Raw genomic sequence first — 13,866 nt, 5'->3', positions numbered from 1 at the left:
TTCTCGCCATTTTCGCCACGGCCTGTTCAAGTTCCAGGCAATCCTAGGGAGTACCGATGGCAGAGAGCAGACGACTGACAGTGCTGATCGCGCTCGGCGATGCCGGGCGGGCCGAGCGGCTGTCGGCGTCGCTGGCTGCCGGCGAGGACTTCACGCCCGTAACTGTGGGCAGCGCGGCCGGCATCGATGTGGCAATTGTCGACAACGCAGCCTTTCCTTTGGACGTGCCGCTGGTGCTGTTGTCGGCCCGTCCGGTTCCGGCGGTCAATGGTGGCGCCGGTCGCGTCTTCGCTGTTTTGCCGCCCAATGCCGAGGACGGGCTGATCGCCGCTGCCGCCCGCCTGGCGACGGCCGGATACCATGCGGTGCGCGACGAGGATGCTTTCGAACCGACCGGCTTCGCGGCGGAGCCGGACGACCATGCAAACGGCTCGGCGGACCATGATGGGGCGGTGCGGCCGGCGCTGTCGCCGCGCGAAGCCGAGGTGCTGGCACTGCTCGCCGAAGGCGCGCCCAACAAGGTGATCGCCCGCCGGCTCGACATTTCCGTGCACACCGCCAAGTTCCACGTCGCGGCGATCCTGACCAAGCTTGGCGCAGCCAACCGCACTGACGCGATTGCCATCGCCATGCGGCAAGGGCTGGTGCTGGTCTAGGGCGCGTTGGGATTGCAGCGCGGCCGGCCCCGTCGAGATCTTTTGCATGTCCTGTCAGGCTGCTGCCTCGATGTCGGTCTGGCGGAAGTCGTCGCCCTTGAACAGCAGCGGCATCGCTTCCAGCTTGGCCGTGGCGTAGGAAATGCAATCGCCGAAATTCAGGCCAGCGGCGTGGCGCCCCTTGCCGTAACGCAGGAAGGCCTGACGGGCGACGGCGGCATGGTCTGGAGTGAAGGTTGTGGTTTCGATTTGTGCCGTCCGCAGCAGATCATCGAGAAGTTCGGGCCCTTGTTCGCCTTTCCTGCCGAGGATGACCATCGTGGCTTCCAGCAAGGTCGGAGCAGCGATGCGCTTCAACGGCGCCTGCTGCAGAACGCGCAGATAATTCTCGAAGCCTTCTTCAGCCAGCAGAATTGCGATCAGCACCGAAGTGTCGACGATCACTTCGAGGGGATCCCGAATTCGTCATAGCCGAGGATCTCGTCCTCGGTCAGATCGGTGTCCGTTGGGATTAGGGCGGAACGCTCAACGATCGCCATCAGCTTGTTGTACATGTCATTCGGCGCTTCGCGTGGCACCAGCCTTTCGCGCGCCACCTCGCGCTCAAGGCTTTGCCGGATCGCTTCGGTCACCGACACGCGTCGACGCCGCGCCAGTTCGCGCGCCAGTTTCTCGACCTGTGCATTCTTGATCGACAACGCCATTATATGTTCTACCTTTTTATATAGAATATATACTCGCCATCGCGACGCTGCAATCGCGCCCAGGAAAGGTGGGCCTCCGCAGCGTCACCACGGCGTTGGCCGGTTCGCCCTTGCGCGATGGTGGCAGCCGGGCAAGGATCGGCCATCGCTGCAGGGAGGCCGCATCATGTCGCTCAAGGGAAAAACGCTGTTCATTTCGGGCGGCTCGCGAGGCATCGGCCTGGCGATCGCGCTGCGCGCCGCACGCGATGGCGCCAACGTCACCATCGCCGCCAAGACCGACACCCCGCATCCGAAGCTGCCGGGCACGATCCACACGGCGGCGCAGGAGATCGAGCAGGCCGGCGGCGAGGCGCTGCCGGTGCTGTGCGACATCCGCGAGGAAGCGCAGGTGGCGGAGGCAGTGGCGAAGACAGTCGAGCGCTTCGGCGGCATCGACATCTGCATCAACAATGCCAGCGCCATCCAGCTGACCGGCACGCTGGAAACCGACATGAAGCGCTACGATCTGATGCACCAGATCAACACGCGCGGCACGTTCCTGGTCTCCAAAATGTGCGTTCCGCACCTGAAGTTGGCGCAAAATCCTCACATTTTGAATCTGGCGCCGCCGCTCGACATGAAAGCCAAGTGGTTCAAGGGCCATGTCGCCTACACGATGGCGAAATTCGGCATGTCGATGTGCACGCTGGGCATGAGCGCGGAGTTCGCTTCCGCCGGCATTGCGGTCAATTCCCTGTGGCCGCTGACGACGATCGATACGGCTGCGGTGCGCAATCTTCTGGGCGGCAACACGGTCGCCGCGATGAGCCGGTCGCCGGAGATCATGGCCGATGCGGCGCACGCCATCCTGACCCGGCCGTCTGGCGAGGCGACGGGCAATTTCTATATCGATGAAGAGGTACTGCGCGCCGAGGGCATCACCGATTTCTCGCACTACGCGCCGGGCGCCAAGGGCGCGCTGGCCGGCGACTTCTTCGTGCCGGACGAGGTTTTCGCGCGCAGCGACACCAAGCTGACCGGGCTGTTCTGAGCCCGGTTGCGAACCGGGCTGCGCCGGTCAGATATCTTCCGACACTTTCTTCCCGCCCTTTCCGTGGCCCATCAGCCGGTCGATATAGGCCAGCATCAGCGCCGACAGGACGAAGGTGAGGTGGATCAGGGTCAGCCACATCAACTGCTCGGTCGAATAGGACGAGGAGTTGAGGAACACCTGCAGGAGGTGGATCGAGGAAATGGCCACGATCGTCGAGGCGACCTTCACCTTCAGCGAGCCGACGTCGATGGTACCCAGCCAGTGCACCTTGCCTTCATGCTCGTCGAAGCGGCTGACGAAGTTTTCGTAGCCGGAGATGATGACCATTACCACCAGCGAGGCGACAAGGGCTGCGTCGATCAGGCCGAGGATCTTCAGGATCGTGTCGGTGTCGTCCAGGATCATGACCTTGGAGATGAATTCGTAGAGTTTCTTGGCGAAGGACATCGCGTAGATGGCGAGCGCCAGGCCGAGCCCGAGGTAGAAAACCACCAGCAGCCAGCGCGAGGCCAGGATGATGGATTCGACGGCAAGTTCGAGGCGTTTCATAAAAAGGCGTCCGTGCTTCTGGGCGTGTTGAGGGCGGAACGATGTCGGCCTGCAAGGCGGCAGTTCAACAGGCGCTAACCGCTGTCGTTTTTGGGCGAGAGGCACGATCTTGGCAAGATGCCGGCCATGCCTTTCCAAAAGAAGGCCCGGTCGGTGGAGTAAGCCGGCCGGGCCTCTTGATGTCCCGCTGGAGACGGGACAGGGCAGGGAACCCCATTAACATTTGGGGCTCCCATTGTGGCGAATCAATGCCCTAGCGCCTTCACCGCCTATTTAGCGTTAGCAACCGGGGCCACCAACGGCGTGATGCGGCGGATGGCGACACGACGGTTCTCGCGTTCCGGCTTCTGCGTGTTGATCTTGAGATAGCGCTCGCCATAACCCTGCGTGGTCAGGTTCTCCGGCGGGATGTCGAAGACATTGGTGAGCGCGTTGGCCACGGCCTCGGCGCGCCGGTCCGACAGCGCCAGATTGGCGAGATCGGAGCCGACCGCGTCGGTATGGCCTTCGATCAGGAAGGTTTCGGCCGGGTTCTTGGCGAGCAGCTTCTGCATGGCGTCCGCCACGCCTTGCAGTTTCTCGACTTCGCTCTCGGCAATGGTCGACGAGCCGAAATCGAAGTTCAGCGTGTCGAGATCGATGCGTCGGGCGATGTCGCGCACGCGGGCCGAGCGCTTGACCTCGTCGATCGAATAGAGGCGCCGGACCTTCTCCACCGGCGGCCGCTCGAGGAAGACATAATAGTCGTCGGGGCTGCGTACGCGCTCGGATTCCAGGATGTATTCGTCGCGCGGGATATCGACATAGATCGGTGGCAGGTCGTCGCCTGGGTCACGCCAGTCGTGCATTTCCTCATAATAGCGTTCGTCGACATAGCTCAGCACATATTCGCGACCGTCCGGGGTGATGCGCGAACGCCGCACGATATCGCCGTAGCGGTTGCGAACGGTGATGATCTGGTTGCCGTTGTCGCGCACCACGGTTTCGCGGGTGCGGCCGCCGGGCAGGTCTTCGTAATAGACATCCTGCGCGTCGCGGGTGAGGCGCGGGCGGTCGTTGCTCTCGACGATGATCTGGTTGTTGAACTGGATGATGGTGCGGTCGCCGAAATTCTTGACGATGTCGGCTCCTTCCGGGCGCTGCATCTTGCGCACGTCGAAGTCGGGCGCGCGTTCCAGCCGCGTGCCCTTCTCCTGGGTGACGGGCGCGATCTTCTCCGGCTGGATCGTCGCCTGGGCGGCCTTGTCGTCGACCGGCGGCGGCGCTGGCTTTTCCGCCGGTTTCTGCGCGGGTTGCTGGGCCGGCTGAACAGGTTGCTGCGCCGGCTGCTGGGTTGTCGCCTGGCCGGGCTGCGGCTTGGCCGGTTCGCCCTTCTGGCCCTCGGCCGGGCGCTCCGGCTGCTTCTGGCTGTCGAAGATCGGCGCGGCATTGGGATTGGCCGGCGCCTGGCCCTCGACCGGCTTTTCCGCGGGCTTGGGCTGTTCCGCCGCGGGCTTGGGTTGCTCCGCTGCCGGTTTCTGCTCACCTTCTGCTGGTTTCTCGCCAGGCTGCGGCTTGGCCTCGGGCTGCTCGCCTGGCTTCTTTTCGCCCTCGGCGGGAACAGGCTTATGCCCTTCCTTGGCCGGCTCTTCGCTGGTCTCGGGTTTCGGCTTGGCGCCTTCCGCAGGCTTTTCGGCCGGTGCGGGCGATGCCTCCGGCTGCTTGGCAGGCTTTTCCGCCGCCGGTTTTTCGGCGGCGGGCTTTTCACCCTCGGGCGCCGGTTTCGGTTTTTCGGCCGCCGGTTTCTGCTCGCCTTCGGCAGGCTTTTCGGCGGGTTTGGCGGCAGGCTCCTCGGCTGGCGCGGGCTTGGCTTTGGGCTGCTCGGCGGGTTTTTCCGCCGGCGCCGGCTTCACTTCGGGCGCGGGTTTCTCTTCGGCTGCCGGCTTCTTGACCGGTTCCTGCTGTTCCTCGGCCGGCTTTTCCTTCTTGGCGCGCGGCTTCTGCTCCGGTTCGGCGGCCGGAGCTTCGGCTTGCGGCTGCTTCTGAGGGGCGGGCTCAGCCTGTTCCTCGACCGGTTTTTTCTTGTGCGGTTTCTGCTCAGGCTCCACGGCCGGGGCCTCGGCCTGGGGTTGCTTCCGAGGCGCTGGCTCGGCTTGTTCCTCGACTGGCTGTTTCTTGCGCGGCTTTTGCTCCGGTTCGGCGGCCGGAGCTTCGGCTTGCGGCTGCTTCCGAGGGACGGGCTCAGCCTGTTCCTCGACCGGCTTCTTCTTGTGCGGTTTCTGTTCCGCCGGCTCTTCCGCTGGCGCCGGCGCTTCGGTCTGGGCTTCTATCTGCGGTGCCGGCGCAGCCTGTGCCACCGGTTCGGGCAAGGCGACGGGCTCGGGCACCGCAACAGGTTCGGGCGCCGGCTGCGGCTCCGGGGCGGCCTGTTCGGCCGGCGCCGGGCCGCCGTCGGTCGCCTCGCCGCCGCCTTCGGCCTGGGCAAGGATCAGCGGCAGGGCGGTCACCGAACGGAGAGCGGTGTCATTCTGCAATGGCAAGGCGGCAAGCGGCGATGAAGCCATCAGCAGGCCAAGGGCCGTACCGGCGAGGATGCGTGGTTGGCGCTTCATATCTGATCTCCTTGACGGGGTATGTGGCGCTGCCGAGGCCCATAAACGTGGCAATCGGGGCCGGCGTGGGGTGTGGCAACGAGGATAGGGATATCGAATGGGCGCTTTGATGACATTGGCGCTGCGCGCTTGACGCGGCGGTTCCGGCGCGCCACATCCCTGCGATGGCAACGCAACCGTTCTGGAAGACGAAGGCGCTGGAGGAGATGTCTCCGGCCGAGTGGGAATCGCTGTGCGACGGTTGCGGCAAATGCTGCCTGTCGAAACTCGAGGACGAGGACAGCGGCGAGATCTACTGGACCAGCGTCGCCTGCCGGCTGTTCGATGCCGGAACCTGCCGCTGCGCCGACTATGCCAACCGCCTGGCGCGGGTTCCCGACTGCGTCGGGCTGACGCCGCAGAATGTGCGCACCATCAGCTGGCTGCCGTCCACATGCGGCTATCGCCTCGTCGCCGAGGGCCATGACCTCTACTGGTGGCACCCGCTTGTCTCGGGCAGCGCCGAGACGGTGCACGAAGCCGGCGTCTCGATGCGCGGCCGCGTCAGCGCCAGCGAGAGCGAGCTCGCCGAGCCGGAAGACTATTTCGACTACGTGCTCGACGAGGAGCCCTGAGGGGCCCGTTTTGCCGGTCGAACAAGCATGCGCGCGGCGCAGGCGCGGTTCCTTTTCCATGCCCGACTATGGCCACCGGCCAAATGAACCTCGCATGAACATGCGGTTCCCGTTCGGTTCAGCCGGGCCTTTCTATGGTTGCGTCATCGCTTCGGCGAACAGGGTTTGAAGACCAAGCAACCAACGCTTCTGACAAGGAGAAGACCATGTTGACCAAGATCAAGGCTGCCGCGCTCTCGGCTCTCGTCGGTTTCAGCGCGCTTGCCGCGGTTCCTACCACCGCCCAGGCCGACGGCGTCTATCTGAATTTCGGCAGCGGCGAGCCGCGCTTCGGCGTCTATGCCGGCGAGCGCGACGACAATCGTGACTGGCGCCGCGACCGCTGGAGCGACGAGCGCGGTTGGGGTCGCGATCGCGACTGGCGCCGCGGCTGTTCGCCGGAATGGGCGCTGAACAAGGCCGAGCGCATGGGCATCTGGCGCGCCCGCATCGTCGATGTGAACCGCCGCGTCATCAAGGTTGCCGGCCGCCAGGACGGCGAACGCACCATGGTGGTGTTCGGCCGCGAGCGCGGCTGCCCGGTGCTTTACCGCTAAGGCACGGCGTCTGGCGCAACGCGAACGAAAAACCCCGGAGGAACGATCCTCCGGGTTTTTTCATTTGCAGTCCTGGAAAAGAGAGCGCGCGGCGCGACCATCCAGTCGCGCCGCGCCTCTTTTTACTTCAGCTCGAAGGTGACGTTGACCATCACCCGGTAGGCATTTTCTCCGGCCTGCACCGGAACCGAGGCGCCGGCGGCGTCATAAGCCTTGGCGTTCATCGGCATGGGCGGCGACATGAAGTTCTGGTCGGTGATCTCCAGCACCTTGCCGACGCTGACGCCGGCGGCCTCGGCCAAGGTCTTGGCCTTGGCGATGGCGTCGGCCACCGCCTTCTTGCGGGCCTCGCCGATGACGGCGGCCGGGTTCTCGTTGGTGAAGGAAATACCGCCACCCTGGTTGACGCCGAGCGACACCGCCTTGTCGAGGATCTCGCCGGTCTTGGAAATGTCGCGCACCCGCACGGACAGCGTGTTGGTGACCTGATAGGCGACCAATTCGGCGGTCTGGCCGCCATCGGGCTTGTTCGAATAATTGTAGCGCGGGTTGATCTGGATGCCCGCCGTCTGCAGGTCGCGCTCGGCGACGCCGGCCGACTTCATCGCCGCGATGACGGCGGCCATGGCGTCGTTGTTGGCGTCGAGCGCTTCGCGCGCGGTCTTGGCCTCGCGCATGACGCTGAGCGACAAAAGTGCAAGGTCCGGCGCCACGGTGGCCTCGCCTTCGCCGGAAACGATGATGCGCGGCGACGGCTGTTGCGGGGCTTCGGCTGCGCCGGCGATTGCAGGAAGGGCGACGGCGGCGGCAAAAGCGAGGGGCAAAAAGGCTCTGGTCATCGAAAAACTCCGTTGTTCGCCAAGGGCGAGAGCTCGAATAGGCAGCGAATATGGATTGATTTGGGCGATCTTGGCCAGACCGCCTCTAAAGCCTTGTGCGGGATCAAGAAAAACACTAATCCAGCCCGCGTGGGGCCTGTAGCTCAATGGTTAGAGCCGGCGGCTCATAACCGCTTGGTTGGGGGTTCGAGTCCCTCCGGGCCCACCAGTCACCTTTTGGCATGCGTGCCAATGTGAAAAATAATCGAAAGAAATCAACGTATCAGCTGCATCGTGAGTGCCGCGCGGTGCCAATGCATGTCAGCTATTTGCTGGTCGGTTTGCTGGTCACTATTGGTTGTGTCCATCAGAGAGAAAACACGAACCACGCTGATGCCGTGGTTGCGCCATTTTCGGACATCCTTAGCAACTCACAGCAGCTAACGTTCGTTGTACAACCGGACCCGATACGTGCCTGCACTCGAGGCGTGAGATGCGGATGTCAGCTTTGTGGATACTGTATGAAATGGTTCTCTGGCGGGTGGATGGCACGGCTTGCCTATTGGCATCGTCGACGCGTTCGGCTGCTCGCATTCAATAGGCCTGGCACATCGATCCCATCAGGCAACCAGGTTTGCTATCCGTCTTGCGGAACCGAGGGCGAGGGTCCATCCAAGCATGCCGTGCCCGGCATTGATATAGAGACCGCGCATCCTGCGGGAGGGAGCGATGATCGGCCGGGAGGATGGCGTCATCGGGCGTTCGCCGGACCAGCGGACTTCTTCCGGCGGGCGGTCGAAGCAGGCAGGCAACACGGCGCTGGCGACCTCCCGCAGGATGCCGAACCGATCCGCGTCGAAGCCCGAGCCGGGCCGCTCGATGTCGGCAAGCCCTGCAACGCGCAGCCGTTGACCGATTGTTGCGAAGGCTAGTTTGCGCTTCACATCCGTCAAGCTGACACGCGGCGCTCCTTCCCGCCAAGGCACGGTCAGGGAATAGCCGCGCACGGGCTGGATTTCAGCGGCTTCGGGCAGGTCGGCGACCAGCGTATGGATCAACGGTCCCGCCGTGACGACCGCGGCATCGACGACAAGTGGATCGCGATCGGTAAGCCGTACCGCCGAGAGCTGTCCCTTGTGCTGATCGAATCCGGCCACCTTGCGTCCGAAGCATGCCGAAACCCGACCTTTGGACACCATGAAATCCGTCAGTTGACGGCAGAAGGCGACCGCGTCGCCAAGAGCGTCGCCGGGCGTGTAAACGGCGCCAGCGATTTCTCCCTGATAAGTCTTCAGGGCCGGCTCCACTTCTTCGGCTTCGCAGCGCGACAGGAGACGTTGATCGAAGCCAAGCCGCCGCTTGCGCTCGATGGTCAGCCGGGCCGCAGCAAGGCCCTTTGCGTCAGGATAAAGGTGCAGCTTGCCAGCGATGCGATAGTCGAAAGCAATTTCCGTCTCCGCCAGCAGCTTCGCCATTTCCCGGCGCGATTCATCGGCCAGTTGCAGGATCTCGCTTGTGTTGTTCCACCAGCGCCGGGCCGGCATGTTCGCCATGAAGCGCAGCCCCCAGACCAGGAAATCGGCATCAAGCCTCCAGCGAACCCGGAACGCCGGATCTCGGCCGGCGAGGATGGCCGGCAGATGCTTCAAAAGCGCGGGCGAGGCCATGGCATCGCCATAGGCCCAGGAAAGTTGGGCTGCATTGCCGGCGCTCGCCCCGCAACCCGGCTCTGCAGCCGCGTCGATCAGGATCACCTCATGATCGGCGCGAGCCAGCAGATAGGCCGACGCGACCCCGACCACGCCTGCGCCGACAACCGCAATTCGCATGGCCTCAGGCCTCTGCGCTGCTGAGGACGGCCGTCAGCTCGATTTCCACGGGCACGCCACGGGGCAGCGAGGCCACGCCAACGGCGATCCGCGCATGTGGCCAGCATTCGGGAAACGCCTCGCGCAGCATTTCGGAAGCGCCATCGACGACCGCGCCATGCTGGGTAAAGTCCGGGGCTGCGGCGACGTATCCGGCGAGCCGTACGAACCCTTTCACCCGGTCGAGCCGGCCGGCGATGCGCTCCAATTGCGCCAGGGCATTGAGCAATGCCCAGCGTGCGCATTCGCGCCCTGCTTCTAGGGAGACGTCCTTGCCCAGATGGCCTGCCCTGAGGACAGCCTTGTCCTTGATCGGAACCTGCCCGGACACGGTCACGATACCGCCGTTGCGGATCGCACCGACGAATGCGCCGGGGGGCGCGGCTGCTTCCGGCAGGCCAAGGCCGAGGGCATCGAGGCGTTTCCGAACGGCACAAGGGGCACCGGATGCGGTCTTGCGGCGGGGACGCCTTGTGCTGCGTTCCACGAAATCGCGCAGGATCGCCTTGTCGAAGTCGGTCAGCCGATATTCGGGATGCCATTGCACCCCCAGACAGAAGCCGCTCGTATTGCCCTCGAAGGCCTCGACGACGCCGTCCGGCGCCCGCGCCACGACACGAAACCGTTCGCCCTCCGTGAGGGCATGCCGATGCAGGCTGTTCACTTCGGCCGAGCCGCCGCCGAGAAGGCGAGCGAGATCGCTGGAGGCCTCGACTGTGACGCCATGGGCCAGGCGATCGGGAACTGCGCCTGGCATGTGTTCAACCGGTTCTCCGGCAGGCCGTGGCAGGCTGGTGACGAATGTGCCACCCAGCCATTCGCCGATCAGTTGCATGCCGTGACAGACGCCGAGCAGCGGCTTTCCTGCTTCCAGCGTCTGCCGCACAAGCTCGCGTTCGAATTCACGCCGCTCCGGACTGGCCTGCTGGCCCGGTGCGGTGCCCGTGATCATCACGCCGTCGGCAAGTTCCAGCGTGGCGGCAATGTCGAGCGCTTCGTAGGGCAGGATCAGCGCGGTGCCGCCGGCCTCGGCTATCGCTTCGGCGTAATTCGCCCGAACGACATATTCGCGTTCGGTCCAGCCTTCGGCGGATAGCCTGAAGTCAGGCGTCATCAGGATGACGGGACGGCGGTTGGGCTGCCGGCACGTCGCGCCGCGATCATGCGTTGAGGTCGTCATTGTCTTGTCTCGTGATTGGAATTTAGCCGGCAGGGCGTACGAGCCGCCGCGAAAGAAGCGAGAACGGCCAGGCTATGAGGAAATAGCACAGCCCCACGGCCAGATAGATTTGAAGCGGCAGGAAGTATTCCGTCGCCATGGCCCGGCCGGTCAGCACCAGCTCATCCACCGTGATGAGCGAGGCGAGCGAGGAATCCTTGAGCAGCGAGACGAAGGTGACGATGAGCGGTGCGATGACGATGCGCACCACTTGCGGCAATATGATCAGGGCAAAGCTCTGAAAGGGCGTGAAGCCGACGGCGAGCGCCGCCTCGCGCTGGCCCTTCGGGATCGCCACAAGGCCGGCGCGGAACAATTCCGCGACCTGCGCCGCGAAGGCAAGTGCCAGCCCCAGAACCGCGCCTGTGAAGGCATCGAAAGTGATGCCGATGCCCGGCAGGCCGAAATAGAGCAGGAACAGGATGGCGAGCAGCGGCACGCCGCGAACCACCGAGACATAGACCGTAGCGAAATGGCGCAGCGTCCGCGACCGCGCATTCCGGCACAGCGCCAACAACAGTCCGAACACCAGCGACAAGGTGAAGGCGCAACCTGAAAGCAGGGCGGTCGTGCCCATGGCCTTGACCAGAAGCGGAAGCCACTCCTTGCCGTATTCGAAATAAGGTTCGACGAAGCCGCTCATGCCTTCAGCCTCCCGTAGCGGCTTTCGAGGAAGCGGATCGCCTGCATCAGCGGCATGCCAAGGAGAAGATAGAGACCGGCCACCGTCACGTAGATCAGCGTGGTCTGGAAAGAGGACGTCACCATGGATCGCGCGTAGAACATGATTTCCGGCGCGGCGATGGCGGAGACGATCGATGTATCCTTGAGTAGCTGCACTGCATAGTTGCCGAGCGGCGGAAGCGCGATGCGCAGCGCCTGCGGTGTCAGGATGTCGAAAATCGTCTGGAAGGGTGTGAAGCCGACCGCAAGCGCTGCTTCACGCTGGCCTTTCGGCAACGCTGCGAAGCCGGAGCGGAACAGGTCGCAGGTGACCGCCCCGCCGATCAGTCCGAGGCCGAGGATCGCCGCGACAATCGCGGACAATCTGAAGCCGATGCTCGCCAATCCGAAATAGAGGATGAACAGGTGGGTGAGCGCCGGGATGTTGCGCATGATCTCGCAATAGGCGTCGATCAGGAAATGAACCGGCCGCAGGCCGCCGAAAACGCGCAGAAGGGCGAGGCCGAAACCGAGAGCGACACCGAGCGCGAGCGATGCCAGCGTGACCAGAACGGTGACGCCGACCCCGGCGAGCAACCCTTCCAGCACCATGATGAAGGTCGACAGTCCGGACATGGCGCGGGTCCTCAGTGCCGGATCTGTTTCAGGAAGGCCTGGGTTCTTGCCTCGCGAGGAGAGAGTATCAGCTCCCGCGCCGGCCCCTGCTCGACGATGGTGCCACCGTCGAGGAACATGACCCGGTCGGCGATGTCGCGGGCAAACGCGATCTCGTGGGTGACGATCAGCATGGTGCGCCCCTCGGCGGCCAGCTCCTCCATCACCTTCAGCACTTCATGCACCAGCTCCGGATCGAGCGCGGAGGTCGGTTCGTCGAACAGCATCAGCTTGGGTTTCTGCGCCAGTGCCCGGGCAATCGCCACACGCTGCTGCTGACCACCGGAGAGCTCCAGCGGCGACGCATCGGCGCGATGGGTCATATGGACCTTGGCGAGCATTTCCAGCGCCAGCTCATGCGCTTCCCTTGCCGAAAGTCCGCGCACCTTGCGGGCGGCGATCGCCACGTTCTCCGTCACCGAAAGGTGCGGCCAGAGATTGAAAAGCTGGAACACCATGCCCATTTCGGCCCGCTGCGGCGCGAGCTGACGATCGCTCATCGCCCGCCCGAGCTTGACGCCGATCCGCTCGCCATCCAGGTGGATTTCGCCGGCATTCGGCTTTTCGAGGAAGTTCAGGCAGAGCAGGCAGGTGGATTTTCCCGACCCCGAAGGGCCGATCAGCGCGATCTTCTCGCCGGCGGTCACCTCGAAATCCATTCCCTTCAGAACCTCGACCAGTCCGTAATTCTTGCGCAGGCCCGTGACGCTCAGCAGCGGGTTCATGCCGTTCCCCATTTTTGTCATTGAACAGGGCGCGTTGAGATTCAGGTGATGCCGGCCTGGCCTGAATCTCAACGCGCCCGGGCTTGAATCGGGGCAGAGGCGGCGGCCTCTGCCCCGGATCGAAGCGTCAGCCACCCGCCTTGCAGGAGGGCAGCTTGTAGTCGGCGGGGCGATCGACGCCGGCGCGGAAGTTCTCGCCGGCGGGCCTGTACCAGACATCGGCGGCCAGGCCGTAGCGGGCGCCTATCTCCTTCATCTCGCAGCCTTTCCACATGCCGCCGATGATGGCGTCCACCTTCTGGCGCAGATCGTCGTTCTTCTTGTTGAAGCCGTAGACGACCTGGCCGAGACCGGTGAGCAAGGGGAAATCCGCATTGCTGTCGGTGAAGGCGAGGAACTGCATGTTCCATTCGGGGTTTTTCTTGATCGCATACGACACGACGGGAGGATCGCCGATCACGGCGTCGATGCGGCCCGCGATCAGGTCGCGCACGGCGGCGTCGGAGGTGTCGTAGAGAGAAAGCTCGAGGCCTTTGATCTTCTTGAGCTCCGGCACGAAGGAAAAGCCGGTGATGGTTCCGACCTTCTTGCCTTCGAGGTCGGACAGCTTGTCCCAGTTCGTCTTCGACGACTGCATGATGCCGTTCTTGAAGTAATGGATCGGCTCGGAAAGCGTCATGATCTTGGTGCGCTTTTCCGTCCAGCCCATGGTGCCGAGCATGACGTCGACGCGGCCCGCTTCCACCGAAGCGATGGTGCCGGACCATTCCATCAGCGCCGGCTGGAGCTTGAGTCCCAGCTTGTCGGCGATCTTCTGCATGATCTCGCCGTCATAGCCGATCATCTTGCCGTCCTGCCAACCGGAACCCGGCATGTCGCCAGTGAAGGCGACGGTCAGCTTGCCCTGCTCGACCAGTTCGAAAGCCTGCGCCAAGGGCGAGAATGCCAAGAAGCTCCCGCCTGCCAGCAGCGCACACACCGCCAGCCTTCTCGAAAGAGAAAGTGCCATTTGTTCGATCCTTGAAATTATTGGTTCCCCTATCCGGCAGTCCTTGTTGCTCCGGATATCGCGTTTAACGAGGGGCAGTCTGGCATCGAAGACGAGGGCTGAATTGTAAAAAAAAGACTTTTTCTTTGAAAATCGGCGCGGTC

General features: G+C 63.8%; 15 protein-coding genes and 1 tRNA gene. 5 read left to right on the top strand and 11 right to left on the bottom strand.

The window, feature by feature from the left end; all coding sequences use genetic code 11:
* The first annotated feature begins 56 nt into the window (after positions 1-56).
* Positions 57-656: a response regulator transcription factor gene (locus AB4136_RS19595; RefSeq protein ID WP_051504759.1), complete on the top strand. Its 600-nt coding sequence runs from the start codon at positions 57-59 to the stop codon at positions 654-656.
* Positions 657-710: 54 nt separating this feature from the next.
* Here AB4136_RS19595 and AB4136_RS19590 read toward each other — a convergent pair whose 3' ends face one another.
* A complete protein-coding gene (locus tag AB4136_RS19590; RefSeq protein ID WP_024923650.1) occupies positions 711-1,100 on the bottom strand; it encodes a type II toxin-antitoxin system VapC family toxin in 390 nt (129 codons plus the stop codon).
* Positions 1,097-1,360, bottom strand: a complete 264-nt coding sequence (locus tag AB4136_RS19585) for a type II toxin-antitoxin system VapB family antitoxin (RefSeq protein WP_024923649.1) — start codon at positions 1,358-1,360, stop codon at positions 1,097-1,099. Before AB4136_RS19585 ends, AB4136_RS19590 begins: the two co-directional genes overlap by 4 nt.
* Positions 1,361-1,526: 166 nt before the next feature.
* On the opposite strand from AB4136_RS19585, the gene AB4136_RS19580 reads away from it, so the two are divergent.
* Positions 1,527-2,393, top strand: a complete 867-nt coding sequence (locus AB4136_RS19580) for an SDR family oxidoreductase (protein ID WP_024923648.1) — start codon at positions 1,527-1,529, stop codon at positions 2,391-2,393.
* A 27-nt stretch (positions 2,394-2,420) separates the two neighbouring features.
* Here AB4136_RS19580 and AB4136_RS19575 read toward each other — a convergent pair whose 3' ends face one another.
* The gene (locus AB4136_RS19575; protein ID WP_024923647.1) at positions 2,421-2,945 is read right to left on the bottom strand and encodes a TIGR00645 family protein; all 525 of its coding nucleotides are present in this window, start codon (positions 2,943-2,945) and stop codon (positions 2,421-2,423) included.
* 269 nt (positions 2,946-3,214) lie between these two features.
* Positions 3,215-5,536 carry an OmpA family protein gene (locus AB4136_RS19570; RefSeq protein ID WP_024923646.1) on the bottom strand — a complete coding sequence of 774 codons (2,322 nt, stop codon included), beginning with the start codon at positions 5,534-5,536 and terminating at the stop codon, positions 3,215-3,217.
* Positions 5,537-5,700: 164 nt separating this feature from the next.
* Here AB4136_RS19570 and AB4136_RS19565 point away from each other — a divergent pair, with 164 nt between their 5' ends.
* Together AB4136_RS19565 and AB4136_RS19560 are read left to right on the top strand one after the other, a co-directional pair.
* Complete coding sequence (locus AB4136_RS19565) at positions 5,701-6,150, top strand: YcgN family cysteine cluster protein (RefSeq protein WP_024923645.1); 450 nt, start codon at positions 5,701-5,703, stop codon at positions 6,148-6,150.
* Between the two features lie 206 nt (positions 6,151-6,356).
* Positions 6,357-6,746 (top strand): hypothetical protein, encoded by a 390-nt coding sequence (locus AB4136_RS19560; RefSeq protein ID WP_024923644.1) that lies wholly within the window; start codon positions 6,357-6,359, stop codon positions 6,744-6,746.
* 122 nt (positions 6,747-6,868) lie between these two features.
* On the opposite strand, the gene AB4136_RS19555 is transcribed toward AB4136_RS19560, so the two are convergent.
* A complete protein-coding gene (locus tag AB4136_RS19555) occupies positions 6,869-7,585 on the bottom strand; it encodes an SIMPL domain-containing protein (protein WP_024923643.1) in 717 nt (238 codons plus the stop codon).
* 132 nt (positions 7,586-7,717) lie between these two features.
* Here AB4136_RS19555 and AB4136_RS19550 point away from each other — a divergent pair.
* A tRNA-Ile gene (locus AB4136_RS19550) sits at positions 7,718-7,793 on the top strand.
* Between the two features lie 391 nt (positions 7,794-8,184).
* On the opposite strand, the gene AB4136_RS19545 is transcribed toward AB4136_RS19550, so the two are convergent.
* The 6 genes from AB4136_RS19545 to AB4136_RS19520 form a co-directional block, all read right to left on the bottom strand.
* On the bottom strand, positions 8,185-9,393 hold the full coding sequence (locus tag AB4136_RS19545; protein ID WP_024923642.1) for an FAD-dependent oxidoreductase: 1,209 nt from the start codon (positions 9,391-9,393) through the stop codon (positions 8,185-8,187).
* A 4-nt stretch (positions 9,394-9,397) separates the two neighbouring features.
* Positions 9,398-10,612, bottom strand: a complete 1,215-nt coding sequence (locus AB4136_RS19540; RefSeq protein WP_024923641.1) for an Atu1372/SO_1960 family protein — start codon at positions 10,610-10,612, stop codon at positions 9,398-9,400.
* Between the two features lie 22 nt (positions 10,613-10,634).
* Positions 10,635-11,294 (bottom strand): amino acid ABC transporter permease, encoded by a 660-nt coding sequence (locus AB4136_RS19535; RefSeq protein WP_024923640.1) that lies wholly within the window; start codon positions 11,292-11,294, stop codon positions 10,635-10,637.
* Positions 11,291-11,950, bottom strand: coding sequence for an amino acid ABC transporter permease (locus AB4136_RS19530; RefSeq protein WP_024923639.1), 660 nt, complete (start codon positions 11,948-11,950; stop codon positions 11,291-11,293). Before AB4136_RS19530 ends, AB4136_RS19535 begins: the two co-directional genes overlap by 4 nt.
* A gap of 11 nt (positions 11,951-11,961) precedes the next feature.
* The gene (locus tag AB4136_RS19525; RefSeq protein WP_024923638.1) at positions 11,962-12,714 is read right to left on the bottom strand and encodes an amino acid ABC transporter ATP-binding protein; all 753 of its coding nucleotides are present in this window, start codon (positions 12,712-12,714) and stop codon (positions 11,962-11,964) included.
* A gap of 127 nt (positions 12,715-12,841) precedes the next feature.
* The gene (locus AB4136_RS19520) at positions 12,842-13,723 is read right to left on the bottom strand and encodes an ABC transporter substrate-binding protein (RefSeq protein ID WP_024923637.1); all 882 of its coding nucleotides are present in this window, start codon (positions 13,721-13,723) and stop codon (positions 12,842-12,844) included.
* Between the last annotated feature and the right edge of the window lie 143 nt (positions 13,724-13,866).

It is taken from the genome of Mesorhizobium sp. 2RAF21 (genome assembly GCF_052115345.1).
In the GTDB taxonomy this organism is placed as follows: Bacteria; Pseudomonadota; Alphaproteobacteria; order Rhizobiales; family Rhizobiaceae; genus Mesorhizobium; species Mesorhizobium terrae.
Note: the sequence above shows the minus strand (reverse complement) of the source record. Positions and strands in the feature narration are given on the sequence as shown.

What these genes read in the sequence shown, in the direction of transcription:
- AB4136_RS19595 (WP_051504759.1), top strand. Translation starts at nt 57, where the DNA reads ATGGCAGAGAGCAGACGACTGACAGTGCTGATCGCGCTCGGCGATGCC.
- AB4136_RS19585 (WP_024923649.1), bottom strand. Translation starts at nt 1,360, where the DNA reads ATGGCGTTGTCGATCAAGAATGCACAGGTCGAGAAACTGGCGCGCGAA.
- AB4136_RS19580 (WP_024923648.1), top strand. Translation starts at nt 1,527, where the DNA reads ATGTCGCTCAAGGGAAAAACGCTGTTCATTTCGGGCGGCTCGCGAGGC.
- AB4136_RS19575 (WP_024923647.1), bottom strand. Translation starts at nt 2,945, where the DNA reads ATGAAACGCCTCGAACTTGCCGTCGAATCCATCATCCTGGCCTCGCGC.
- AB4136_RS19570 (WP_024923646.1), bottom strand. Translation starts at nt 5,536, where the DNA reads ATGAAGCGCCAACCACGCATCCTCGCCGGTACGGCCCTTGGCCTGCTG.
- AB4136_RS19565 (WP_024923645.1), top strand. Translation starts at nt 5,701, where the DNA reads ATGGCAACGCAACCGTTCTGGAAGACGAAGGCGCTGGAGGAGATGTCT.
- AB4136_RS19560 (WP_024923644.1), top strand. Translation starts at nt 6,357, where the DNA reads ATGTTGACCAAGATCAAGGCTGCCGCGCTCTCGGCTCTCGTCGGTTTC.
- AB4136_RS19555 (WP_024923643.1), bottom strand. Translation starts at nt 7,585, where the DNA reads ATGACCAGAGCCTTTTTGCCCCTCGCTTTTGCCGCCGCCGTCGCCCTT.
- AB4136_RS19545 (WP_024923642.1), bottom strand. Translation starts at nt 9,393, where the DNA reads ATGCGAATTGCGGTTGTCGGCGCAGGCGTGGTCGGGGTCGCGTCGGCC.
- AB4136_RS19540 (WP_024923641.1), bottom strand. Translation starts at nt 10,612, where the DNA reads ATGACGACCTCAACGCATGATCGCGGCGCGACGTGCCGGCAGCCCAAC.
- AB4136_RS19535 (WP_024923640.1), bottom strand. Translation starts at nt 11,294, where the DNA reads ATGAGCGGCTTCGTCGAACCTTATTTCGAATACGGCAAGGAGTGGCTT.
- AB4136_RS19530 (WP_024923639.1), bottom strand. Translation starts at nt 11,950, where the DNA reads ATGTCCGGACTGTCGACCTTCATCATGGTGCTGGAAGGGTTGCTCGCC.
- AB4136_RS19525 (WP_024923638.1), bottom strand. Translation starts at nt 12,714, where the DNA reads ATGAACCCGCTGCTGAGCGTCACGGGCCTGCGCAAGAATTACGGACTG.
- AB4136_RS19520 (WP_024923637.1), bottom strand. Translation starts at nt 13,723, where the DNA reads ATGGCACTTTCTCTTTCGAGAAGGCTGGCGGTGTGTGCGCTGCTGGCA.